Here is a 23327-nt window from a genome sequence, read left to right on the forward strand (position 1 = left end):
ATGGCCGAAAGCGAGAGCGGGCAGGACAAGACAGAGGAACCCACCGAAAAGCGCAAAAAAGACGCGCGGGAAAAAGGTGAGATCGCCCGTTCCAAGGAGCTGAACACGGTTGCCGTGACCCTGGGGGGCGCGGGCGGTGTGCTGGCCTTCGGCGGCTATCTGGCGGAAACCCTGATGAGCCTGATGCGCATGAACTTCAGCCTGACCCGCGAAGTGATCGTGGATGAGCGCAGCATGGGGGCGTTCCTGCTGGCATCGGGCAAGATGGCCATCTGGTCGGTGCAGCCGATCCTGATCCTGCTGTTCGTCATTTCGTTCGTCGCGCCCATCGCCCTGGGCGGGTTCCTGTTCTCCGGCAGCCTGATGCAGCCCAAATTCAGCCGCCTGAACCCGCTGTCGGGGATCAAGCGCATGTTCTCGATGAATTCGCTGACCGAGCTGCTCAAGGCCCTTGCCAAATTCATCATGATCCTGGTGGTGGCGCTGGTGGTGCTGGTCAGTGACCGTGAGGCGCTGTTGGCCATCGGCAAGATGCCGATGGAGCTGGCGATCATCCAGGCGCTCCAGGTGGTCGGTTGGAGTGCCTTGTGGATGGCTGCGGGGTTGCTGCTGATCGCTGGGCTCGACGTGCCGTTCCAGCTTTGGCAGTCGCACAAGAAGCTGAAGATGACCAAGCAGGAAGTGACCGACGAGTACAAGAACTCCGAGGGCAAGCCCGAGGTCAAGCAGCGCATACGCCAGCTGCAGCGCGAGATGTCGCAGCGGCGCATGATGGCGGCGGTGCCCGATGCCGACGTGATCATCACCAACCCGACCCACTATGCCGTGGCCTTGCAGTACGACCCGGAAAAAGGCAGTTCGGCGCCGCTGCTGCTGGCCAAGGGCACGGACTTCATGGCCTTGAAGATTCGCGAGATCGGCGTCGAACACAAGGTGCAGATCCTCGAGTCGCCGGCCCTGGCGCGGGCGATCTACTACTCCACGGAAATCGAGCAGGAAATCCCCGCCGGGTTGTACATGGCGGTGGCGCAGGTGCTGGCGTACGTGTTCCAGATCCGCCAGTACCGCGCCGGCCGGGGCAAGCCGCCGGAGCCGTTGAAGAAGGACCTGCCCATCCCCGACGACCTGCGGCGCGACAGCTGAGCCGGGCGCTCGCGGCTCAGAGCTCGCTGACGAAGGTCCCGGTGCCGTCGAGGATGTTGCGCAGGGTCAGCGCCACTTCGTCCAGGTCGGTGCCGGCGGAGGTCAGGATGATCTCCAGCGCCTCATCGCCCTTCAGCGCGTCACGGTCGCCTGCGGCCACCTCGATCAGCAGCCGCGATTCACTCAAGGTCACCTTCAGCCCATCCAGGGTCGACGGCTCGTCATCCAGGGTCAGGTCGACCGTATCCTCGTCCGGGTAGCGGGTCAGCAGGAACATCTGGCCCTTGTCGCTGTGGCAGCACAGGGTCGCCATGTTGTCTTCCTCGTCGTCACAAGGGGTGGCGAAGAGCAGGGCGGTTTTCAATTGCATGGGCAGCTCGGGTCGGTAGTCAAAGGCGCAAGCTTCAGCCTCAGGGTTCGGCAGGTCAAGCGTTGCGGCCCAATTCTCGGATTTTGCCGATTGCGGCGCGAAGCTTGCAGCCCGAGGCTTGCTGCCGGTCATTGACCGAATATGTCGCAGCGCTGCAAGCCGGAGTGACCGTTCAGTCGTTAAGCTCCCCAGTCGATGGGTTCCCGTAAAGGCACAGCCACCGGGCAGTCGCTTTTGCAGGTACCCAACGCTTCCGTCTTGCCACGGGTTGGCTATGGTTGATCCGTACAAGGCGCACGCACGCGACGCTTCACCTATAAAAGCCCAAGCGGAGTACCACAGATGGCGTTCTTCACCGCAGCCAGCAAAGCCGACTTCCAGCATCAACTGCAAGCGGCCCTGGCGCAGCACATCAGCGAACAGTCCCTGCCACAAGTGGCACTGTTCGCCGACCAGTTCTTCGGCATCATCTCTCTGGACGAACTCACTCAGCGGCGGCTGTCCGACCTCGCCGGCTGCACGCTTTCCGCCTGGCGCATCATCGAGCGCTTCGACCCCGAACACCCGCAGGTGCGGGTCTACAACCCCGATTACGAACGCCACGGCTGGCAATCCACCCACACCGTGGTCGAGGTGCTGCATCACGACCTGCCGTTTTTGGTCGACTCGGTGCGTACCGAACTCAACCGCCGCGGCTACAGCATCCACACCCTGCAGACCACCGTGCTCAGCGTACGCCGCGGCAGCAAGGGCGAACTGGTCGAGCTGCTGCCCAAGGGCACCCAGGGCGAGGGCGTCAGCCACGAATCGCTGATGTACCTGGAGATCGACCGCTGCTCCAACAGCGCCGAGCTCACCACCTTGACCAAGGAGCTGGAGCAGGTGCTGGCCGAAGTGCGCGGCGTGGTCGCCGACTTCGAGCCGATGAAGGCCAAGATCCACGAGCTGCTGGCACTGGTCGAGCAGAACGCCTTCGGCCCGGCGCAGAACGACAAGGCCGAGGTGAAGAGCTTCCTGTCGTGGCTGCTGGACAACCATTTCACCTTCCTCGGCTATGAAGAGTTCACCGTCCAGGCCGATGCCGACGGTGGCCACCTGGTCTACGACGATGCCTCCTTCCTCGGCCTGACCCGCCTGCTGCGTGCCGGCCTGGGTGCCGATGACCTGCGCATCGAGGACTACGCCGTCGCCTACCTGCGCGAGCCGCGCCTGCTGTCGTTCGCCAAGGCCTCGCAACCGAGCCGCGTGCACCGCCCGGCCTACCCGGACTACGTGTCGATCCGCCAGATCGACGCAGACGGCAATGTGCTCAAGGAATGCCGCTTCATGGGCCTGTACACCTCGTCGGTGTACGGCGAGAGCGTGCATACCATCCCTTACATTCGCGGCAAGGTGGCCGAAGTCGAGCGCCGCTCGCACTTCGACCCCAAGGCCCACCTGGGCAAGGAGCTGGCGCAGGTACTCGAAGTGCTGCCGCGCGACGACCTGTTCCAGACCCCGGTCGACGAGCTGTTCAGCACCGCCATGTCGATCGTGCAGATCCAGGAACGCAACAAGATCCGCGTGTTCCTGCGCAAGGACCCGTACGGCCGCTTCTGCTACTGCCTGGCCTACGTGCCCCGCGAGATCTACTCCACCGAAGTGCGGCAGAAGATCCAGCAGGTGCTGATGGAGCGCCTGAAGGCCACCGACTGCGAGTTCTGGACCTTCTTCTCCGAATCGGTGCTGGCCCGCGTGCAGCTGATCCTGCGCGTCGACCCGAAGAACCGCATCGATATCGACCTGCAGCAGCTGGAAAACGAAGTGATCCAGGCTTGCCGCTCGTGGCATGACGATTATTCGGCGCTGGTGGTGGAAAACTTCGGCGAAGCCCAGGGCACCAACATCCTCGACGACTTCCCGAAAGGCTTCCCGGCCGGCTACCGCGAGCGCTTTGCCGCCCATTCGGCGGTGGTCGACATGCAGCACGTGTTGAACCTGTCGGAACACAAACCGCTGGCCATGAGCTTCTACCAGCCGCTCACGCAGCTCGGTGAACGCACGCTGCACTGCAAGCTGTACCACGCCGATACGCCGCTGGCGCTGTCGGACGTGCTGCCGATCCTGGAAAACCTCGGCCTGCGCGTGCTCGGCGAGTTCCCATACCGCCTGCGCCATGCCAGTGGCCGTGAGTTCTGGATCCACGACTTTGCCTTCACCTACAGCGAAGGCCTGAACCTGGATATCCAGCAGCTCAACGACACCTTCCAGGACGCCTTCGTCCACATCGTCAAGGGCGACGCCGAGAACGACGCCTTCAACCGCCTGGTGCTGACCGCCGGCCTGCCGTGGCGCGACGTGGCGCTGCTGCGCGCCTATGCCCGCTACCTGAAGCAGATTCGCCTGGGCTTCGACCTGGGTTACATCGCCAGCACCCTGAACAACCACACCGACATCGCCCGCGAGCTGACCCGGTTGTTCAAGACCCGTTTCTACCTGGCGCGCAAGCTCACCCAGGAAGACCTCGACGACAAGCAGCAGCGCCTGGAGCAGGCGATCCTCACCGCCCTGGACGACGTGCAGGTGCTCAACGAGGACCGCATCCTGCGGCGCTACCTGGACCTGATCAAGGCCACCCTGCGCACCAACTTCTACCAGCCGGACGCCAACGGCCAGAACAAGTCGTACTTCAGCTTCAAGTTCAACCCCAAGCTGATCCCCGAGCTGCCCAAGCCGGTACCGAAATTCGAGATCTTCGTCTATTCGCCGCGGGTCGAGGGCGTGCACCTGCGCTTCGGCAACGTTGCCCGTGGCGGCCTGCGCTGGTCGGACCGCGAAGAAGACTTCCGCACCGAAGTGCTGGGCCTGGTCAAGGCGCAGCAGGTGAAGAACTCGGTGATCGTGCCGGTGGGCGCCAAGGGCGGCTTCCTGCCGCGTCGCCTGCCGCTGGGCGGCAGCCGTGACGAGATCGCCGCCGAGGGCGTGGCGTGCTACCGCATCTTCATCTCCGGCCTGCTCGACATCACCGACAACCTCAAGGACGGTGGCGTGGTGCCGCCGGCGAATGTGGTGCGTCACGATGACGACGACCCGTACCTGGTCGTCGCTGCGGACAAAGGCACCGCGACCTTCTCCGACATCGCCAACGGCATCGCCATCGACTACGGCTTCTGGCTGGGCGATGCGTTCGCCTCGGGCGGCTCGGCCGGCTACGACCACAAGAAGATGGGCATCACCGCCCGTGGCGCGTGGGTGGGCGTGCAGCGCCACTTCCGCGAGCGCGGCATCAACGTGCAGGAAGACCCGATCACCGTGGTGGGGGTCGGCGACATGGCCGGTGACGTGTTCGGCAACGGCCTGCTGATGTCGGAAAAACTGCAGCTGGTGGCCGCGTTCAACCACCTGCACATCTTCATCGACCCGAATCCGGACCCGGCCACCAGCTTCGTCGAGCGCAAGCGCCTGTTCGACCTGCCGCGCTCGGCCTGGAGCGACTACGACACCAGCATCATGTCCGAAGGCGGCGGGATCTTCCCGCGCAGTGCCAAGAGCATCGCCATCAGCCCGCAGATGAAGGAACGCTTCGCCATCGAAGCCGACCGCCTGACCCCGACCGAGCTGTTGCACGCCCTGCTGCAGGCGCCTGTCGACCTGCTGTGGAACGGCGGTATCGGCACCTACGTCAAGGCCAGCAGCGAAAGCCACGCCGATGTCGGCGACAAGGCCAACGATGCCCTGCGCGTCAACGGCAACGAACTGCGCTGCAAGGTAGTGGGCGAGGGCGGCAACCTGGGCATGACCCAGCTCGGCCGTGTCGAGTTCGGCCTCAATGGCGGCGCCACCAACACCGACTTCATCGACAACGCCGGTGGCGTGGACTGCTCCGACCACGAGGTCAACATCAAGATCCTGCTCAACGAAGTGGTGCAGGCCGGCGACATGACCGAGAAGCAGCGCAACCAGCTGCTGGGCAGCATGACCGACGAAGTGGCCGGGCTGGTGCTGGGCAACAACTACAAGCAGACGCAAGCGCTGTCGCTGGCCGCGCGCCGCGCCCGCGAGCGGATTGCCGAGTACAAGCGCCTGATGGCCGACCTCGAGGCCCGTGGCAAGCTGGACCGCGCCATCGAGTTCCTGCCCAGTGAAGAGCAGCTGGCCGAGCGCCTGGCCGCAGGCCAGGGCCTGACCCGCGCCGAGCTGTCGGTGCTGATCTCGTACAGCAAGATCGACCTCAAGGAGCAACTGCTCAAGTCGCTGGTGCCGGACGACGACTACCTCACCCGCGACATGGAGACCGCCTTCCCGCCGTCGCTGGTGACCAAGTACGCCGACTCCATGCGCGGCCACCGCCTGAAGCGCGAGATCGTCAGCACCCAGATCGCCAACGACCTGGTCAACAACATGGGCATCACCTTCGTGCAGCGCTTGAAGGAGTCCACCGGCATGAGCCCGGCCAACGTGGCCGGCGCCTACGTGATCGTGCGCGACATCTTCCACCTGCCGCACTGGTTCCGTCAGATCGAGGCCCTGGACTACCAGGTGCCGGCCGAGATCCAGCTGACCCTGATGGACGAGCTGATGCGCCTGGGCCGCCGCGCCACCCGCTGGTTCCTGCGCAGCCGGCGCAACGAGCAGGACGCTGGCCGTGACGTCGCCCACTTCGGGCCGAAGATCGCCCAGCTTGGGCTCAAGCTCGACGAACTGCTCGAAGGCCCGACCCGCGAGCGCTGGATGGTCCGTTACCAGGGCTTCGTAGAAGCCGGTGTGCCGGAACTGCTGGCGCGCATGGTGGCCGGTACCACGCACCTGTACACCCTGCTGCCGATCATCGAGGCGTCGGACGTGACCGGGCATGATCCTGCGCAGGTGGCCAAGGCGTTCTTCGCCGTGGGCAGCTCGCTGGACCTGACCTGGTACCTGCAGGAAATCAGCAACCTGCCGGTGGAAAACAACTGGCAGGCGCTGGCCCGCGAAGCATTCCGCGACGACATCGACCTGCAGCAGCGGGCGATCACCATCTCGGTCTTGCAGATGGCCGATGCGCCGGAAGATATGGACGCCCGCGTGGCCCTGTGGTGCGAGCAGCACCGGGTGATGGTGGAGCGCTGGCGCGCCATGCTCGACGACCTGCGCAACGCCACCGGTACCGACTATGCGATGTACGCGGTGGCCAACCGCGAGCTGGTCGACCTGGCGATGAGCGGGCAGGCGGCGGTGATTCCGTCCTGAGCCTGGCGTTGAGGTAGTTGAGGTAAAAGAAAGCCCCGGCAGTAATGCCGGGGCTTTTCTTTGCGCTTTGTGTTGTCAGTGCTGGCCTCTTCGCGGGTAAACCCGCTCCCACAGGGGCCTCGCCAGCTTTGAATCCTGTGCTGTGCCTGTGGGAGCGGGTTTACCCGCGAAGCAGACGACGCTGGTCTTACTTGAACCGCCGCTCCACGCCTTTCTCCACCAGGATCTTCGCCGAAATCTCTTCCACCGAAAAATGCGTGGAGTTGATGTTGGGAATGTTCTCCCGGCGGAACAGGCTTTCCACCTCGCGCACCTCGAACTCGCACTGGGCGAAGCTCGAATAGCGGCTGTTGGGCTTGCGTTCGTGGCGGATTGCGGTCAGGCGGTCGGGGTCGATGGTCAGGCCGAACAGCTTGTTGTGGTGCTTTTTCAGCACCGCCGGCAGCTGCAGGCGCTCCATGTCGTCCTCGGTCAACGGGTAGTTGGCGGCGCGAATACCGAACTGCATGGCCATGTACAGGCAGGTCGGGGTCTTGCCGCAGCGCGACACGCCGACCAGGATCAGGTCGGCCTTGTCGTAGTAATGGGTGCGCGCGCCGTCGTCGTTGTCGAGGGCGAAGTTGACCGCCTCGATACGCTCCATGTAGTTGGAATTGCCGCCGATCGAGTGGGATTTGCCCACGGAATACGACGAGTGGGCGGTCAATTCCTGCTCGAGCGGGGATAAAAACGTCGAAAAGATGTCGATCATGAAGCCATTGGACGTGGCCATGACTTCACGGATGTCCTGGTTGACGATGGTGTCGAAGATGATCGGGCGAACCCCGTCGCGCTCGGCCGCCGCGTTGATTTGCTGGACCATGGCCCGGGCCTTGTCCAGCGTATCGATGTAGGGGCGGGTGAATTTATTGAACGGAATGCTCTCGAATTGTGCGAGCAGGCTCTGCCCCAACGTTTCTGCAGTGATGCCGGTACCGTCGGAGATGAAAAACGCGGTTCGTTTCATTTGCACCTGGGGGCCTTAAGCTGCCGAAGATTTCTGGATATGATAGGTTCGGTTTGCCGAACGCGGTTGCTCGGCATTCTCACTTATTTTCCAGGTCCAGGCCACAAGCGTCCCGGCCCAGTCGCAGAGCAGACAGGCGGGCGCCCTTGAGCTTTTCCAATACAGTTAGTGGAGAGATCACCTTGGTAGAGTACGTAGTTTCCCTCGATAAGCTCGGCGTCCATGATGTGGAGCATGTGGGGGGCAAGAACGCATCCCTGGGCGAGATGATCAGCAATCTTGCCGGTGCCGGCGTTTCGGTGCCGGGCGGCTTTGCCACTACGGCTCAGGCGTACCGCGACTTTCTCGAACAGAGTGGCCTGAACGACCGTATCCACGCCGCGCTCGACGCGCTGGACGTCGACGACATCAATGCCCTGACCAAGACCGGCGCACAGATCCGCCAGTGGGTCATGGAAGCCGAATTCCCGGCACGCCTGGATTCGGAAATCCGTACGGCCTTCGCCGCAATGGCCGCCGGCAACGACAACATGGCGGTCGCCGTGCGTTCCTCGGCCACCGCCGAAGACCTGCCGGACGCCTCGTTCGCCGGCCAGCAGGAAACCTTCCTCAACATCCGTGGCGTCGACAACGTGATCCGCGCGGCCAAGGAAGTCTTCGCTTCGCTGTTCAACGACCGTGCCATCGCCTACCGCGTGCACCAGGGCTTCGACCACAAGCTGGTTGCCCTGTCCGCCGGCGTGCAGCGCATGGTCCGCTCCGAAACCGGCACCGCCGGCGTGATGTTCACCCTCGACACCGAGTCGGGCTTCCGTGACGTGGTGTTCATCACCGGCGCCTACGGCCTGGGTGAAACCGTCGTCCAGGGTGCGGTCAACCCGGACGAATTCTACGTACACAAAAACACCTTGCAGGCCGGTCGCCCGGCGATCCTGCGCCGCAACCTGGGCAGCAAGGCGATCAAGATGGTCTACGGCGACGAAGCCAAGGCCGGCCGTTCGGTCAAGACCGTCGAAGTCGACCGCGCCGAACGCGCACGCTTCTGCCTGAGCGACGCCGAAGTGGCCGAGCTGGCCAAGCAGGCGATGATCATCGAGCAGCACTACCAGCGCCCGATGGACATCGAGTGGGCCAAGGACGGTGACGACGGCAAGCTGTACATCGTTCAGGCCCGCCCTGAGACGGTGAAGAGCCGTGCCAGCGCCAACGTCATGGAGCGCTACCTGCTCAAGGAAAAAGGCACCGTGCTGGTCGAAGGCCGTGCCATCGGCCAGCGCATCGGCGCCGGCAAGGTACGCGTGATCAAGGATGTGTCGGAAATGGACAAGGTCCAGCCCGGCGACGTGCTGGTCTCGGACATGACCGACCCGGATTGGGAGCCGGTGATGAAGCGCGCCAGCGCCATCGTCACCAACCGCGGCGGGCGTACCTGCCACGCGGCGATCATCGCCCGTGAACTGGGTATCCCGGCTGTGGTCGGTTGCGGCAACGCCACCCAGGTGCTCAAGGACGGCCAGGGCGTGACTGTGTCCTGCGCCGAAGGCGACACCGGCTTCATCTTCGAAGGCGAGCTGGGCTTCGACGTCAAGCAGAACTCGGTGGACGCCATGCCGGAGCTGCCGTTCAAGATCATGATGAACGTCGGCAACCCGGACCGCGCGTTCGACTTCGCCCAGCTGCCCAACGAAGGTGTGGGTCTGGCGCGTCTGGAGTTCATCATCAACCGCATGATCGGCGTGCACCCCAAGGCGCTGCTGAACTACGCGGGCCTGCCGCCGGAGCTCAAAGAGAGCGTCGACAAGCGCATCGCCGGCTACAGCGACCCGGTCGGCTTCTATGTCGAGAAGCTGGTCGAGGGCATCAGCACCCTGGCTGCGGCCTTCTACCCGAAAAAGGTCATCGTGCGCCTTTCGGACTTCAAGTCCAACGAATACGCCAACCTGATCGGCGGCAAGCTGTACGAGCCGGAAGAAGAAAACCCGATGCTGGGCTTCCGCGGCGCCTCGCGCTACATCAGCGAGTCCTTCCGTGACTGCTTCGAGCTCGAATGCCGCGCGCTCAAGCGCGTGCGCAACGAGATGGGCCTGACCAACGTCGAGATCATGGTGCCGTTCGTGCGCACCCTGGGCGAAGCCAGCCAGGTCGTCGACCTGCTCGCCGAGAACGGCCTGGCCCGTGGCGATAACGGCCTGCGCGTGATCATGATGTGCGAGCTGCCGTCCAACGCCATCCTGGCCGAGGAGTTCCTCGAGTACTTCGACGGCTTCTCCATCGGTTCCAACGACCTGACCCAGCTCACCCTGGGCCTGGACCGCGACTCGGGGATCATCGCCCACCTGTTCGACGAGCGTAACCCTGCGGTCAAGAAGCTGCTGGCCAACGCCATCGCCGCGTGCAACAAGGCCGGCAAGTACATCGGCATCTGCGGCCAGGGCCCATCGGACCACCCGGACCTGGCCAAGTGGCTGATGGAGCAGGGCATCGAGAGCGTGTCGCTGAACCCGGACTCGGTGCTCGAGACCTGGTTCTTCCTGGCCGAAGGCCAGGGCGCAGCCTGATGTACTGATCAGGGGCGTGTGCCGCGCCCCTGCATCGATTCGTGGGAGCGGGCTTGCCCCGCGATGGCGTCAGCGCCGACACTGGTGTCGCCTGGCCTGACGCCATCGCGGGGCAAGCCCGCTCCCACGTTTTCATCTACTAACAGTTTGTGAAGCCATGCAAAGCAGCAGCACCCAATTTCCCGTCGCGTTGCTCAGTGCCGAGCGCCGCGGCGACCTCAGCGAAGACGTCTACCGGATCAAGGCCGGCAACAGCCCCGATTCGAGCGTCGAGCTGGCCGTCACTCGCCTTGGCCTGGCCGACCAGGGGCGTGCCCAAGGCGTGCCGGTCATTCTCCTGCACGGCAGTTTTTCCAATCGGCGCTTCTGGTACTCGCCCAAGGGCATCGGCCTGGGTGCCTACCTCGCCCGCGCCGGTTTCGATGTATGGATCCCGGAGATGCGCGGCCATGGCCTGTCGCCACGCAACCGCGCCTGGCAGCACAACCGTGTGGCCGACTATGCGCGCTATGACCTGCCGGTGATTGGCGCATTTGTCCAGGAGCAGGCCGGGCAGTCGCCGCACTGGCTGGGCCATTCCCTGGGCGGCACCACCCTGGCCGCTGCGCTGGGCGGTGGCTACCTGGCCAGCGCGCAGGTCGCCAGCGCGGCCTTCTTCGGCGCCCAGGTCAGCCGCGTGTACTGGCCGCTCAAGGTGCCGCCGGTGGCGTGGGGCGCGAAACTGCTGCTCAAGCGTTTTGACCAGATCAGCGGTTCGCGGCTCAAGCGCGGCCCGGAAGACGAGCCGATTGGCCTGGCGCTTGAAAGCCTGCGCTGGAATGGCCTGTTCGGCAGGTTCGGCGACAAGGACCGCGACTGGTGGGCGGGGCTGGCCGAGGTCGATGTGCCGGTGTTGGCCGTGGCCGGGGCAGGGGATTTCCAGGACCCGGTGTGGGCTTGCCGCAAGCTGTTCGAGCAGTTGGGCGGTGACAGCAAGCAGTTCCTGCGTTTGGGGAAGGAGCAAGGCTTCGATGCCTTCGGGCACGTCGACATGCTGGTCAGCAAGGCGGCGCAGGCCCAGGTGTGGCCGTTGGTGGAGCGCTGGTTGCGTGACCCCTTGCTGCCGGTGCATGAATCGACGGTGGTGGCGGAGCCTGTGCCTGTCAGCTGATGCCAGGGTTGGCCCCTTCGCGGGTAAACCCGCTCCCACAGGATTTCACACCTCTCCTGTGGGAGCGGGTTTACCCGCGAAAAGGCCGGACCAGGCAAAAATAAATTGACTGCTCGGTCCCGGATGACTGCCATGCCTTGCAAGGTGTAGCCTTGGTCCCACCTTCGCTTTCGTTGTGACTGACAGGAGTTTCCCATGCAGCATTACGTAACGCCCGACCTGTGCGACGCCTACCCAGACCTCGTCCAGGTGCTCGAACCCATGTTCAGCAACTTCGGTGGCCGCGACTCGTTCGGCGGCCAGATCGTCACCATCAAATGCTTCGAAGACAACTCGCTGGTCAAGGAGCAGGTCGAACTCGACGGCAAAGGCAAGGTGCTGGTGGTCGATGGCGGTGGTTCGCTGCGCCGTGCGCTGCTGGGCGACATGCTCGCCGAAAAGGCGGCGAAGAGCGGCTGGGAAGGCCTGGTGATCTACGGCTGCGTGCGCGACGTCGACGTGCTGGTGCAGACCGATGTGGGTGTGCAGGCCCTGGCCAGCCACCCGATGAAGACCGACAAGCGCGGTATTGGCGACCTCAACGTCGCGGTGACCTTTGCCGGGGTGACCTTCCGCCCGGGCGAATATGTGTACGCCGACAACAATGGCGTGATCGTCTCGCCAAGCCCGCTGAAGATGCCCGAGTGACGCGCGGCGCGCGCTGATGGAGCTTTGATGTTCGAGGAAGACAACGCGCAGTGGGGGCTGGTGCATGCCCTGGTGCTCGATGGCAAAGGCGGCGCGCGTTCGATTGCCCGTACCGAGCTGGACGATCTGCAGCTGCAGCCGCTGGAGAGCCTGTGGCTGCACTGGGACCGTAGCCATCCGCAGACCCGCACCTGGTTGCTGCACGACAGTGGCCTGAGCGAGTTCGCCTGCGACCTGCTGCTGGAAGAGAACACCCGACCGCGCCTGCTGCAGCTGGCCAACGAGCAGATGCTGCTGTTCCTGCGTGGGGTCAACCTCAACCCGGGTGCAGAGCCCGAGGACATGGTTTCGGTGCGCATTTTTGCTGAGGCGCAGCGGGTCATCTCGCTGCGCCTGCGGCCGCTGCGCGCCAGCGACGAGGTGCTGCAACAACTGGACGAGGGCAGGGGGCCGAAGTCGGCGTCCGAGCTGTTGCTGCTGATGGGCGAGTTGCTCACCGAGAAGGTCCAGGCGCTGGTCAGCGACCTGTCCGAGGCGGTCGATCTCGAAGAAGAGAAGGTGGAGGCCGACGAACGGTATGCGCCTGAGCAAGGCAGCCTGCAGCAGATTCGTCGACGTGCCGCCGGCCTGCGCCGATTCCTTGCCCCGCAGCGGGATATCTACGCCCAGTTGTCGCGCAACAAGTGCAGCTGGTTCGCCGATCCCGACAGCGACTACTGGAACGAGCTCAACAACAGCCTGATCCGTTATCTAGAAGAGCTGGAACTGGCCCGCGAGCGCGCAGCCCTGGTGCTGGAAAGCGAGGATCGGCGTCGCAGCGAGCGGATGAACCGGACCATGTACCGCTTCGGCATCATTACCTGCATCTTCCTGCCCATGAGCTTCATCACCGGCTTGCTGGGCATCAATGTCGGCGGCATTCCGGGCTCGAACAGCCCTTATGGTTTCCTGTTCGCCAGCTTGATCGTGCTCGGCCTGGCGGTGGGGCAGTGGCTGTTGTTCCGCAAGCTGCGGTGGGTCTAGATGGCGTGCGGCCTGTTCTGTTCTCATCCTGAAACATTCGTCCCACATCCCTGTGTGACCCATCGCTCGCAGCTCTCGTCTTTGACTGACACTGCGCGAGGTGCCCATGCACGATCCGTTTGAAGAATCCCTGCGTGACCTGCTCAAGGCGTCACCCTCCGGCCAGGAGCGCGACGACGCCGCCTGCCTGGGTCGCGTGCTCAAGACCGCCAACCGCCAGGTCGGCGCGGGCGATCTGTTCAGCCTGCTGGGCCGTTGGAGCCAGGCACTGATGATCGCTGTCAACAATGGCTCGGCGCATGTCGCGCCAGTGCGTCGCAATGCCACCCGCAACCCTGCCTCCGGCAGAAACGTAGATAAGGCCGATTGAATATGGAACTCGATCTCTGGACCCAGAGTCTGGTCACTGCCATGACTGCCCTTTGGACCAAGGTGGCGAACTTCATCCCCAACCTGTTCGGGGCGCTGGTGGTGGTGCTGCTTGGTTTCGTCGTGGCGAAGCTGCTCGACACCCTGCTGTCCAAGCTGCTGGCAAAATTTGGCCTGGATCGCCTGATGAGCGGTACCGGGCTGACCAAGATCCTTGCTCGGGCGGGGATTCAGGTGCCGATTTCGACGCTGGTCGGCAAGATCGTCTACTGGTTCGTGCTGTTGATCTTCCTGGTCTCTGCCGCGGAATCCCTGGGCCTTGAGCGGGTCTCGGCTACGCTGGACATGCTCGCCCTGTACCTGCCGAAGGTATTCGGTGCGGCGCTGGTGCTGCTGGCCGGTGTGCTGCTGGCACAGCTGGTCAACGGTCTGGTGCGCGGCGCTGCCGAAGGCATCGGCCTGGAGTACGCCGCCGGTGTCGGGCGGATTGCCCAGGGCCTGGTGATCATCATCAGCATCTCGGTCGCGATCAGCCAGTTGGAGGTCAAGACCGACCTGCTGAACCATGTGATCGTCATCGGATTGATTACCGTTGGTCTGGCAATTGCATTGGCAATGGGCCTCGGCAGCCGTGAAATCGCCGGGCAGATTCTTGCCGGAATCTACGTGCGCGAACTCTATCAGGTCGGCCAGCAGGTGCGGATTGGCGAGGTCGAAGGGCATATCGAAGAGATTGGCACGGTCAAGACGACGCTGCTCACCGATGATGGCGAACTGGTGTCGCTGTCCAATCGCGAGCTGCTCGAGCAGCGCGTAAATAGCCGCTAACCGCACAAAAGCTGTTAATGTATGCCGCCGCGAAAATCGGCCCTAGGGGCTGAGCGGCGACATTGACCCGACTGTCGGCCAGATCCGCATTGAATAAAGTTCATTTGCCGCCCATGCGCTATGACCCCCGGGAGCTCACCGACGAGGAGTTGGTGGCGCGTTCGCATGAGGAGCTGTTTCACGTTACCCGCGCCTATGAGGAGCTCATGAGGCGCTATCAGCGCACGCTGTTCAATGTGTGTGCGCGGTATCTGGGGAACGACCGGGATGCTGACGATGTCTGTCAGGAGGTGATGCTCAAAGTGCTGTACGGGCTGAAGAACTTCGAGGGTAAATCCAAGTTCAAGACCTGGCTCTACAGCATCACCTACAACGAATGCATTACCCAGTACCGCAAGGAGCGTCGCAAGCGCAGGTTGATGGATGCCCTGAGTCTGGACCCTGTCGAAGAGGCGTCCGAGGACAAGGCTCCGAAACCGGAAGAGAAAGGCGGGCTGGATAAATGGCTGGTGCATGTGAACCCGATCGACCGGGAAATCCTGGTGCTGCGATTTGTCGCGGAGCTGGAATTCCAGGAGATCGCCGACATCATGCACATGGGCCTGAGCGCCACGAAAATGCGCTACAAGCGCGCGCTCGACAAGCTTAGAGAGAAATTTGCTGGGCTCACTGAAACTTAGTGGCGATCAAATATCTCTAACCACCCGGCGAGTTCTGCTAGACTTGCCGTCGAGTTGTCCCCCGGATGTTGGTGGGACTGCTTAACTATCACCAGATGGGGATTTAACGGATGAAATTGAAAAACACCTTGGGCTTGGCCATTGGTTCGCTTGTAGCCGCCACTTCGTTTGGCGCTCTGGCACAAGGTCAAGGCGCCGTTGAGGTTGAAGGCTTCTACAAGAAAGAATTCTTCGACAGCCAGCGCGACTTCAAGAACGACGGCAACCTGTTCGGCGGTTCGGTCGGTTACTTCCTGACCGACGACGTTGAACTGCGTCTGGGCTACGACGAAGTACACAACGCCCGTGGCGAAGACGGCAAGAACATCAAGGGCTCGAACACCGCCCTGGACGCTCTGTACCACTTCAACAACCCGTACGACGCCATCCGTCCATACGTTTCGGCCGGTTTCTCCCACCAGTCGCTCGGCCAGACCGGCCGTGGTGGTCGTAACCAGTCCACCTTCGCCAACGTTGGCGCTGGCGCCAAGTGGTACATCACTGACATGTTCTACGCCCGTGCCGGCGTTGAAGCTCAGTACAACATCGACCAGGGCGACACCGAGTGGGCCCCGAGCGTTGGTATCGGCCTGAACTTCGGCGGTAGCCCGAAGCACGCCGAAGCCGCTCCAGCTCCAGTTGCTGAAGTCTGCTCCGACAGCGACAACGACGGCGTTTGCGACAACGTCGACAAGTGCCCTGACACCCCAGCCAACGTTACCGTTGACGCTGATGGCTGCCCGGCTGTTGCCGAAGTCGTTCGCGTTGAGCTGGACGTCAAGTTCGACTTCGACAAGTCGGTCGTCAAGCCAAACAGCTACGGCGACATCAAGAACCTGGCTGACTTCATGAAGCAGTACCCACAGACCACCACCACCGTGGAAGGTCACACTGACTCCGTCGGCCCAGACGCTTACAACCAGAAGCTGTCCGAGCGTCGTGCTGGCGCTGTCAAGCAGGTCCTGACCCAGCAGTACGGCATCGAATCCAGCCGTGTTGACTCGGTTGGCTACGGTGAGACCCGTCCGGTTGCCGACAACGCCACCGAAGCTGGCCGCGCCGTTAACCGTCGCGTAGAAGCTCAGGTAGAAGCCCAGGCCAAGTAATTGGTTTGAAGCTTCACGAAAAACCCGGCCTCGGCCGGGTTTTTCTTTGCCTGGGATTTTTGGGGCGTGTCAGCCCGCCAAAGCACGAAAGCGCTCGATACCCGCCTGTACCGCCCCCACCACCTCACCGATCACCAGAATTGCCGGGCTGCGCAAGCCAAAGGCCAATGCGTCCTCTTCCAGCGCCGCCAGGTGGCTGCGGCACTCGCGCTGCTGCGCCAATGACGCATTCTCGATCATCGCCACTGGCGTGCCGGGCGCCATCCCGCCTTCCAGCAAACCGCGGCGAATCTGCTCCAGCCGCGCTACGCCCATGTACAGCACCAAGGTCGTGCCGCCCTGGGCCAGCGCTTGCCAGTTCAATTCGCTGTCGTCCTGGGTGTGCGCGGTCAACAGCGTCACGCCACGGCTGACGCCGCGCAGCGTCAGCGGAATGTCGCACTGGGTGGCCCCGGCCAGCCCGGCGGTGATGCCGTTGACCACCTCCACCTCGATGCCGTGGCCGCGCAGCCACAGCGCCTCTTCGCCGGCGCGGCCGAAGATGCATGGGTCGCCGCCCTTGAGCCGCACCACGCAGCGCCCCTGGCGGGCGTGGCGCAGCATCAGGCGCTGGATGAAGGCCTGGGGCGTGGAGCGGCAACCGCCGCGCTTGCCCACGGCAATGACCCGTGCCTGCGGGCAGTGCGCCAATATGGCTGGGTTGACCAGATCGTCGATCATCACCACCTGGGCCTGGCCCAGCGCGCGCACAGCCTTGAGGGTGAGCAGTTCGGGGTCGCCAGGGCCGGCGCCAACCAACCAGACTTTCGCATTCATCGGGTGTTCCTCATCGACAGGTGCCATTCAACCCTTGAGCAGGGCGAACAGCAGGATCAGGTTGAACAGCAAGGACAGCAGCGCCAGGCTGCGCCAGACCTTCAGTGGCTCACGCTCCAACAGCGGGCGCGGGCGGTCGGGCAGCACCTGGCGGTCGCCACGTTCGAGCAGCAGCAACCACTGCTCGGCGGTCTCGAAGCGTTGCGCAGGGTCGGCGGCCAGCCCCTGCTCCAGGTTGCGTTGCAACCAATCGGGCAGGTCGGGGCGGTAGCGGCCGGGGTTGGTTGGCAGGGTGAAGCGCGGGCGCTGGAACGCCTCGATTTCGCCGTAGGGGTAGTGGCCCGTCAGCAGGTAATAGAGCGTCACGCCCACGGCGTAGAGGTCTTGGCGCGGGCTTGGCGGTTGGCCTTCGAACGCCTCCGGGGCAATGTAGGACGGGGTGCCGGGCAGGCTGTGCGGCTGGTCTTCGCATAGGCCCGGGCAGTACGCCAGGCCAAAGTCCAGCAGGCGCAGCTGACCGTCACTGCCCAGGTGCAGGTTCTCAGGCTTGATATCGCGGTGCAGCAGGTTGCGCCGGTGCAGCACACCGACGGCCTGCAGCAACTGGCGCGCCATCTCCAGCCACTGGGGCAGGGGCAGCGGGCCGTGTTGTGCGAGCACCGCGGCCAGTGTCGTGCCTGGGTATTCACGCATCAGGTAATACAGATGCTGGCGCTGGCCCGCCGGGTGCACTTCGGGGAAGTGGCGGCCGGCTACCCGGCGCAGGAACCATTCCTCCAGCAGCAGGGCCTGGGCGGCCCCCGCTTCATGATCACGGGCTTGCGGCAGGGTCTTGAGCAGCCAGGCCTGGCCGAGTGCGTCGTGGACCCGGTACAGCAATGATTGCCGACTCTGTGCCAGCAGCCCCTCGACCCGCCAGCCATCGATCATCTGCCCGTCACGCAATGGGCCGGGCAAGGGCCACTGCTGCAATTGCGCCAGGGTGTCGCCGAGGTTGGCGGCGCCCAGTGCGTCGACACTGACCAGCAGGGCGCTGGCATTGTCCTGGCTGCCGCTGTGGTGGGCGGTGGCCACCAGGGTGTCGACGGCGTCCTGCAGGTCGGGGTGTTCGCGCAGGATGGCCAGGATCCGCTGGTCGCCCAGGCTGGCCCAGACACCATCGCTGAGCAGCAGGAAGCGTTCACCGTGGTGCAACTCGCCGTCCAGGTAGTCGACCAGCAGGTGCTGGTCCAGCCCCAATGCGCGCTTGAGCACGTGCTGCATGCCGGGCTGGTCCCAGACATGGTCCTCGCTCAGGCAGTGTAACTGGCCGTCATACCAGCGGTACACGCGGCAGTCGCCGACGTGGGCGAGGGTGAAGCGTCGCCCGCGCAGGACCAGGGCGCTGAGGGTGGTCAGCAGCGGCTGGCCGTTGCCCTGGGCGCGCAGCCAGCGGTTCTGTGCCAGCAACAGCCGGTCCAGGGCCTGGGCTACGCCCCAGGTGGCGGGCGTGGCGTAGTAGTCCAGGGCCAGGGCCTGCAGGCTGGCGCGTGCCGCCAGGCCGCCATCGGCGCACTGGCTGACGCCGTCGGCGAGGGCGAACAGATAGCCTTTGCTGGCGGCCAGTTCCGGCGCCGGCGTGACCAGGCGCAGAGCGTCCTGGTTCTCGGCGCGGGGCCCGGTGGCAGAGGCCTGGGCGAAGCTCAGTTGCAGGCTCATGGCGGCAACTCAGACCCGTGCCGCAGTGACGGCCGCCGAGCCCCAGGTGGTGCGCCAGCGCTGCTTGACGCCGTGCAGGCCGAACCAGGCGAGCAGGCCCAGGCTGGCGAACAGCCACAGGCCCATCTGGTAGTCGCCGGTGTGTTGCTTGACGGTGCCCAGGCCAGCGGCCAGCAGGAAACCACCGATACCGCCGGCCATGCCGATCAGCCCGGTCATCACCCCGATCTCCTGGCGAAAGCGCTGCGGCACCAGCTGGAACACCGCGCCATTGCCGGCGCCCAGCCCGAGCATGGCGCTGACGAACAGGGCTAGTGCCGCTGCGGCACTGGGCAGGTTGAAGCCGACTGCGGCAATGCACACCGCCGCCACGCTGTACATGCCCAGCAGGGTGCGGATGCCGCCGAAGCGGTCGGCCAGTGCGCCGCCCAGCGGGCGCATCAGGCTGCCGGCGAACACGCAGGCCGCGGTGTAGTAGCCGGCGGTCACCGGGCTCAGGCCGTACTGGTCGTTGAAGTAGCCGGGCAGGGTGCTGGCCAGGCCGATGAAGCCGCCGAATGTAACGCTGTAGAAGAACATGAACCACCAGCTGTCGCGGTCACCCAGCGCTTTGAGGTAATCGGCCATGGCCTTGGGTTTTGGCCGTTCGGGTGCGTTGCGGGCCAGCAGGGCGAACAGCGCCAGGGTCAGCAACAGCGGCAGCAGGGCGAAGCCGAACACGTTGTTCCAGCCGTAGGCCGCTGCCAGCACCGGCGCCAGCAGCGCGGCGAACACGGTGCCGGAGTTGCCGGCACCGGCGATGCCCATGGCCTTGCCCTGATGCTGGGGTGGGTACCACTGCGATGCCAGGGGCAGCGAAACGGCGAACGAGGCGCCGGCAACGCCGAGGAACACGCCCAGCAGCAGCACCTGCTCGAAGCTGTGCACGCCCAGGTGCCAGGCGCAGGCCAGGGCGACGATCACCACCACCTGGCCGATCAGGCCGGCGGTCTTGGGCGACAGGCGATCGACCAGCAGGCCCATGGCGAAGCGCAGCAGCGCTCCGGCAAGGATTGGCGTGGCGACCATCAGGCCACGTTGCTGGGCGCTCAGTTGCAGGTCGGTGGCGATCTGCACCGCCATGGGGCCGAGCAGGTACCAGACCATGAAGCTCAGGTCGAAATACAGGAAGGCAGCGAACAGGGTGGGCACATGCCCGGATTTCCAGAAGCTCGTATTCATCGAACACCTCGTTCGGCGTGCAACACAGGGGCGGAAACGAAAAAGACGCCGCTGCCCGGTCCACTGGCGTGGAGGGGGAGCGACGTCTTTGTCGGGGTATGGGGGCAACCGCCGTTGGCTACCTGAGTCGTTTACTGAGCAAGAGGCGGGCCAATGTTGCCTGCCGGCTTTTGTGGGGGGCGTGGGAGCGGCGGTGCGCCGATGCGACTTGCCCCGCGATGGCGCCAGCCCTGGAAACACGGGATGGCGCATCGCACGCCATCGCGGGGCAAGCCCGCTCCCACGCCTGTTAGCTCCCACGCCTGTCAGGGCAAGCCCGCTGCCACGCCTGTCAGCTCATACGCCTGTCAGGGCAAGCCTGCTCTCAGGCCCTTCATGGCTGGCCCTCAGCCCAGCATCTCAGACATCGCGATGATCTGTTCGGCCACCTGGATCAGCTTCTGCTGCCGGCTCATGGCCTGGCGCCGCATCAGGGTGTAGGCCTGCTCTTCGTTGCAGTCTTTCATCTTCATCAGCAAGCCCTTGGCCTGCTCGATGCGCTTGCGCTCGGCCAACTGCAGGTCGCGGGCCAGCAACTGGGCCTTGAGCGCCTGGTCGCTTTCGAAGCGGGCCATGGCCACGTCGAGGATCGGCTGCAGGCGCGCGGCATGGATGCCTTCGACGATGTAGGCGCTGACCCCGGCCTGGATCGCCTGGCGCATCACCCCGGGGTCGTGTTCGTCAGTGAACAGCACGATGGGGCGGGGCCGATCGCGGCTGACCAGCACCACTTGCTCCATCACATCGCGGCCCGGTGACTCGGTATCGATCAGCACCACGTCGGGGTGCACCGTTTCGACGCAGGCCGGCAGGTCGATGGTCAGGCCAGGGGCTTCGATCACCTCGAAACCGGCCTCGACCAAGGCAGCCTTGAGGCGGCCGACTTTCTTTTCGGTATCGTCGATCAGCAGGATGCGCAGCATGGTCGGCTCCTCACAGGCCGACGCGGGCGTCGCGCGCCGCGTCCAGAGCGTGCAGGTTGAAGCTGCGCGCGTAGCCGTACGGGTCGCTGCCGTCCCAGCGGCCACCGTCGATCAGCTGGCTGCTGCGCATCGGCAGGTCGGCGCAGGGTACGCCCAGTGCGTCGGCGGCCTCGCGGTACAGCGCCAGTTGCTGGACCTGACGCGCCACGGCGAGGTAGTCCGGGTCGTCGCGCAGGATGCCCCAGCGGCGGAACTGGGTCATGAACCACATGCCGTCGGACAGGTAGGGCAGGTTCGCCCGCCCCTGGTCGAACAGGCGCAGGGCATGGCGGTCTTGCCAGCGGTTGCCCAGGCCGTCCTGGTAGTCGCCCAGCAGGCGTGGCTCGATGCTGCTGGCCGGGGTATCCAGGTAGGCGCTGCCACTGAGCAACTGGGCGGCGCCACGACGGTTTTCGGTGCTGCTTTCGATGAAGCGGCTGGCGGCAAGGATCGCCTTGATCAGGGCGCGTGCGCTGTTGGGGTATTGCTCGGCGAAACTGCGCGCGCAGGCCAGGACCTTTTCCGGGTGGTCCGGCCAGATCGACTGGCTGGTGGCGAGGGTGAAACCCTGGCCCTGGGCGATGGCCTCGGCCGACCAGGGCTCGCCGACACAAAAGCCATCGATGCGCCCGGCCTGCAGGTGGGCGACCATCTGTGCCGGCGGCACAACCACGCTGTCGACGTCGTGCAAGGGGTGGATGCCCTGGCTGGCCAGCCAGTAATACAGCCACATGGCGTGGGTGCCGGTGGGGAAGGTCTGGGCGAAGGTCAGGCGCGCACCGCCCTGGTGCGCCAGCCGCGCCAGTGCCTCGGGGTTGGTCACGCCCTTGCGCTGCAAGGCGGCGGACAGGTTGATGGCCTGGGCGTTCTGGTTCAGGCCCATGAGCACCGCCATGTCACTGGCCGGCCCGCCGCCCACGCCCAGTTGCACGGCGTAGACCAGGCCGTACAGGCAGTGCGCGGCGTCCAGTTCGCCGCTGACCAGCCTGTCGCGCAGCCCGGCCCAGGAGGCCTGGCGCTGCAGGTTGAGGGTAAGGCCCTGTTGCTGGGCGAAGCCCTGGGTGGCAGCGACCACCACCGAGGCGCAGTCACTCAGGGCCATGAAACCGATGTTCAGGCTGGGCTTTTCCGGTGCGTCGCTGCCGTTGACCCAGGCCAGTGGCGATGTCGGGGGAGCTGTATTCACGTGGATCCTCGGGCGTTCTGCGGGGGCTGCATGGGGTTGTTGAAGCAACCCATGTGCCATGGCCCTGTCGCCCCGGCGATGCGCTGGCTATAATCGCACCCCTCACACACCGCGAGTCCGCCCGCCCATGTATACCCTGGCCCGCCAGCTGCTGTTCAAGCTCTCCCCGGAAACCTCCCACGACCTGTCGCTGGACCTGATCGGTGCCGGTGGCCGCCTTGGCCTCAACGGCCTGCTGTGCAAGCAGCCGGCGGCATTGCCGGTGAGCGTCATGGGCTTGAACTTCGCCAACCCGGTGGGCCTGGCCGCTGGCCTGGACAAGAATGGCGCGGCCATCGACGGCTTCGCCCAGCTGGGCTTCGGTTTCGTCGAGATCGGCACCATCACCCCGCGCCCGCAGCCGGGCAACCCCAAGCCACGCCTGTTCCGTCTGCCGGAAGCCACCGCGATCATCAACCGCATGGGCTTCAACAACATGGGCGTCGACCACCTGTTGGCGCGGGTGCGGGCCGCACGCTACACCGGCGTGCTGGGCATCAATATCGGCAAGAACTTCGACACCCCGGTCGAGCGGGCCCAGGACGATTACCTGATCTGCCTGGAGAAGGTCTACAACGACGCCAGCTACATCACCGTCAACGTCAGCTCACCAAACACTCCCGGCCTGCGTTCGCTGCAGTTCGGTGATTCGCTCAAGCAGTTGCTCGATGCCCTGGCCGAGCGCCGTGAGCAGTTGGCGGTGAGCAACGGCAAGCGCGTGCCACTGGCGATCAAGATTGCCCCGGACATGAGCGATGAAGAAACCGCTCTGGTGGCTGCTGCGCTGATGGAGTCGGGGATGGACGCGGTGATCGCTACCAACACCACCCTGGGCCGTGAGGGTGTCGAAGGGCTGCCGTTCGGTGGCGAGGCGGGCGGCCTGTCGGGCGCGCCGGTGCTGGAGAAGAGCACCCACACCGTGAAAGTGCTGGCGGGTGAGCTGGGTGGCAGGCTGCCGATCATCGCGGCTGGCGGCATCACCGAAGGCCGTCACGCGGCAGAGAAGATCGCCGCCGGTGCAAGCCTGGTGCAGATCTACTCGGGCTTCATCTACAAGGGCCCGGCGCTGATCCGCGAGGCGGTGGATGCCATCGCGGCCATGCCTCGGCAATAAGCGGCCATAAAAAAGGGGCCCCGCATGGGGCCCCCTGGGCCGTAGCCCGCCGCCCGGATGGGGCGCGCATGGTAACTCGAATTCA

18 protein-coding genes are annotated in these 23327 nt (G+C 64.6%); 11 read left to right on the plus strand and 7 right to left on the minus strand.

Annotated features, from left to right (window positions below):
• Complete coding sequence (gene flhB, locus RTH46_RS04800) at positions 1-1143, plus strand: flagellar biosynthesis protein FlhB (protein WP_153785105.1); 1143 nt, start codon at positions 1-3, stop codon at positions 1141-1143.
• A gap of 16 nt (positions 1144-1159) precedes the next feature.
• Here the strand turns inward: flhB and RTH46_RS04805 are convergent, their stop codons facing one another.
• The gene (locus RTH46_RS04805) at positions 1160-1513 is read right to left on the minus strand and encodes a hypothetical protein (RefSeq protein ID WP_153785104.1); all 354 of its coding nucleotides are present in this window, start codon (positions 1511-1513) and stop codon (positions 1160-1162) included.
• A gap of 342 nt (positions 1514-1855) precedes the next feature.
• On the opposite strand from RTH46_RS04805, the gene RTH46_RS04810 reads away from it, so the two are divergent.
• Entirely contained in the window at positions 1856-6721 is a 4866-nt protein-coding gene (locus tag RTH46_RS04810; protein WP_316905140.1) for an NAD-glutamate dehydrogenase, read from the plus strand.
• A gap of 187 nt (positions 6722-6908) precedes the next feature.
• On the opposite strand, the gene RTH46_RS04815 is transcribed toward RTH46_RS04810, so the two are convergent.
• Positions 6909-7727, minus strand: coding sequence for a pyruvate, water dikinase regulatory protein (locus RTH46_RS04815; RefSeq protein WP_110991838.1), 819 nt, complete (start codon positions 7725-7727; stop codon positions 6909-6911).
• 182 nt (positions 7728-7909) lie between these two features.
• Between RTH46_RS04815 and ppsA the strand changes: the two genes are divergently transcribed.
• The 8 genes from ppsA to RTH46_RS04855 all read left to right on the plus strand — a co-directional run bounded on the left by ppsA (position 7910) and on the right by RTH46_RS04855 (position 16167).
• A complete protein-coding gene (ppsA, locus tag RTH46_RS04820; RefSeq protein WP_153785102.1) occupies positions 7910-10285 on the plus strand; it encodes a phosphoenolpyruvate synthase in 2376 nt (791 codons plus the stop codon).
• Positions 10286-10442: 157 nt separating this feature from the next.
• Positions 10443-11435 (plus strand): alpha/beta fold hydrolase, encoded by a 993-nt coding sequence (locus tag RTH46_RS04825; RefSeq protein WP_316905141.1) that lies wholly within the window; start codon positions 10443-10445, stop codon positions 11433-11435.
• Positions 11436-11630: 195 nt separating this feature from the next.
• Positions 11631-12122, plus strand: a complete 492-nt coding sequence (gene rraA, locus RTH46_RS04830; protein WP_125464957.1) for a ribonuclease E activity regulator RraA — start codon at positions 11631-11633, stop codon at positions 12120-12122.
• Between the two features lie 27 nt (positions 12123-12149).
• Positions 12150-13145: a zinc transporter ZntB gene (locus RTH46_RS04835; protein WP_153785100.1), complete on the plus strand. Its 996-nt coding sequence runs from the start codon at positions 12150-12152 to the stop codon at positions 13143-13145.
• A gap of 106 nt (positions 13146-13251) precedes the next feature.
• Complete coding sequence (locus RTH46_RS04840; protein WP_153785099.1) at positions 13252-13515, plus strand: CrfX protein; 264 nt, start codon at positions 13252-13254, stop codon at positions 13513-13515.
• 2 nt (positions 13516-13517) lie between these two features.
• The gene (locus RTH46_RS04845; protein ID WP_153785098.1) at positions 13518-14342 is read left to right on the plus strand and encodes a mechanosensitive ion channel family protein; all 825 of its coding nucleotides are present in this window, start codon (positions 13518-13520) and stop codon (positions 14340-14342) included.
• A gap of 113 nt (positions 14343-14455) precedes the next feature.
• Positions 14456-15022 carry an RNA polymerase sigma factor SigX gene (gene sigX / locus RTH46_RS04850; protein ID WP_110991831.1) on the plus strand — a complete coding sequence of 189 codons (567 nt, stop codon included), beginning with the start codon at positions 14456-14458 and terminating at the stop codon, positions 15020-15022.
• A gap of 110 nt (positions 15023-15132) precedes the next feature.
• Positions 15133-16167 carry an OmpA family protein gene (locus tag RTH46_RS04855; RefSeq protein WP_110991830.1) on the plus strand — a complete coding sequence of 345 codons (1035 nt, stop codon included), beginning with the start codon at positions 15133-15135 and terminating at the stop codon, positions 16165-16167.
• Between the two features lie 69 nt (positions 16168-16236).
• Here the strand turns inward: RTH46_RS04855 and cobA are convergent, their stop codons facing one another.
• From cobA to RTH46_RS04880, 5 genes are all read right to left on the minus strand, one after another.
• A complete protein-coding gene (gene cobA, locus RTH46_RS04860) occupies positions 16237-16983 on the minus strand; it encodes a uroporphyrinogen-III C-methyltransferase (RefSeq protein ID WP_153785097.1) in 747 nt (248 codons plus the stop codon).
• Positions 16984-17010: 27 nt separating this feature from the next.
• A complete protein-coding gene (locus RTH46_RS04865; RefSeq protein ID WP_316905142.1) occupies positions 17011-18681 on the minus strand; it encodes a bifunctional protein-serine/threonine kinase/phosphatase in 1671 nt (556 codons plus the stop codon).
• Between the two features lie 9 nt (positions 18682-18690).
• Entirely contained in the window at positions 18691-19902 is a 1212-nt protein-coding gene (locus tag RTH46_RS04870; RefSeq protein ID WP_153785095.1) for a nitrate/nitrite transporter, read from the minus strand.
• Between the two features lie 386 nt (positions 19903-20288).
• Positions 20289-20864: an ANTAR domain-containing response regulator gene (locus RTH46_RS04875; RefSeq protein WP_125464952.1), complete on the minus strand. Its 576-nt coding sequence runs from the start codon at positions 20862-20864 to the stop codon at positions 20289-20291.
• A gap of 10 nt (positions 20865-20874) precedes the next feature.
• Positions 20875-22089, minus strand: a complete 1215-nt coding sequence (locus RTH46_RS04880) for a CmpA/NrtA family ABC transporter substrate-binding protein (protein WP_316905143.1) — start codon at positions 22087-22089, stop codon at positions 20875-20877.
• A gap of 127 nt (positions 22090-22216) precedes the next feature.
• On the opposite strand from RTH46_RS04880, the gene RTH46_RS04885 reads away from it, so the two are divergent.
• Complete coding sequence (locus tag RTH46_RS04885) at positions 22217-23242, plus strand: quinone-dependent dihydroorotate dehydrogenase (protein ID WP_316905144.1); 1026 nt, start codon at positions 22217-22219, stop codon at positions 23240-23242.
• Positions 23243-23327: the final 85 nt, after the last annotated feature.

Source organism: Pseudomonas sp. zfem004, from assembly GCF_032621715.1.
Taxonomy (GTDB): domain Bacteria; phylum Pseudomonadota; class Gammaproteobacteria; order Pseudomonadales; family Pseudomonadaceae; genus Aquipseudomonas; species Aquipseudomonas sichuanensis.

What these genes read in the sequence shown, in the direction of transcription:
- flhB (WP_153785105.1), top strand. Translation starts at nt 1, where the DNA reads ATGGCCGAAAGCGAGAGCGGGCAGGACAAGACAGAGGAACCCACCGAA.
- RTH46_RS04805 (WP_153785104.1), bottom strand. Translation starts at nt 1,513, where the DNA reads ATGCAATTGAAAACCGCCCTGCTCTTCGCCACCCCTTGTGACGACGAG.
- RTH46_RS04810 (WP_316905140.1), top strand. Translation starts at nt 1,856, where the DNA reads ATGGCGTTCTTCACCGCAGCCAGCAAAGCCGACTTCCAGCATCAACTG.
- RTH46_RS04815 (WP_110991838.1), bottom strand. Translation starts at nt 7,727, where the DNA reads ATGAAACGAACCGCGTTTTTCATCTCCGACGGTACCGGCATCACTGCA.
- RTH46_RS04825 (WP_316905141.1), top strand. Translation starts at nt 10,443, where the DNA reads ATGCAAAGCAGCAGCACCCAATTTCCCGTCGCGTTGCTCAGTGCCGAG.
- rraA (WP_125464957.1), top strand. Translation starts at nt 11,631, where the DNA reads ATGCAGCATTACGTAACGCCCGACCTGTGCGACGCCTACCCAGACCTC.
- RTH46_RS04835 (WP_153785100.1), top strand. Translation starts at nt 12,150, where the DNA reads ATGTTCGAGGAAGACAACGCGCAGTGGGGGCTGGTGCATGCCCTGGTG.
- RTH46_RS04840 (WP_153785099.1), top strand. Translation starts at nt 13,252, where the DNA reads ATGCACGATCCGTTTGAAGAATCCCTGCGTGACCTGCTCAAGGCGTCA.
- RTH46_RS04845 (WP_153785098.1), top strand. Translation starts at nt 13,518, where the DNA reads ATGGAACTCGATCTCTGGACCCAGAGTCTGGTCACTGCCATGACTGCC.
- sigX (WP_110991831.1), top strand. Translation starts at nt 14,456, where the DNA reads ATGCGCTATGACCCCCGGGAGCTCACCGACGAGGAGTTGGTGGCGCGT.
- RTH46_RS04855 (WP_110991830.1), top strand. Translation starts at nt 15,133, where the DNA reads ATGAAATTGAAAAACACCTTGGGCTTGGCCATTGGTTCGCTTGTAGCC.
- cobA (WP_153785097.1), bottom strand. Translation starts at nt 16,983, where the DNA reads ATGAATGCGAAAGTCTGGTTGGTTGGCGCCGGCCCTGGCGACCCCGAA.
- RTH46_RS04865 (WP_316905142.1), bottom strand. Translation starts at nt 18,681, where the DNA reads ATGAGCCTGCAACTGAGCTTCGCCCAGGCCTCTGCCACCGGGCCCCGC.
- RTH46_RS04870 (WP_153785095.1), bottom strand. Translation starts at nt 19,902, where the DNA reads ATGAATACGAGCTTCTGGAAATCCGGGCATGTGCCCACCCTGTTCGCT.
- RTH46_RS04875 (WP_125464952.1), bottom strand. Translation starts at nt 20,864, where the DNA reads ATGCTGCGCATCCTGCTGATCGACGATACCGAAAAGAAAGTCGGCCGC.
- RTH46_RS04885 (WP_316905144.1), top strand. Translation starts at nt 22,217, where the DNA reads ATGTATACCCTGGCCCGCCAGCTGCTGTTCAAGCTCTCCCCGGAAACC.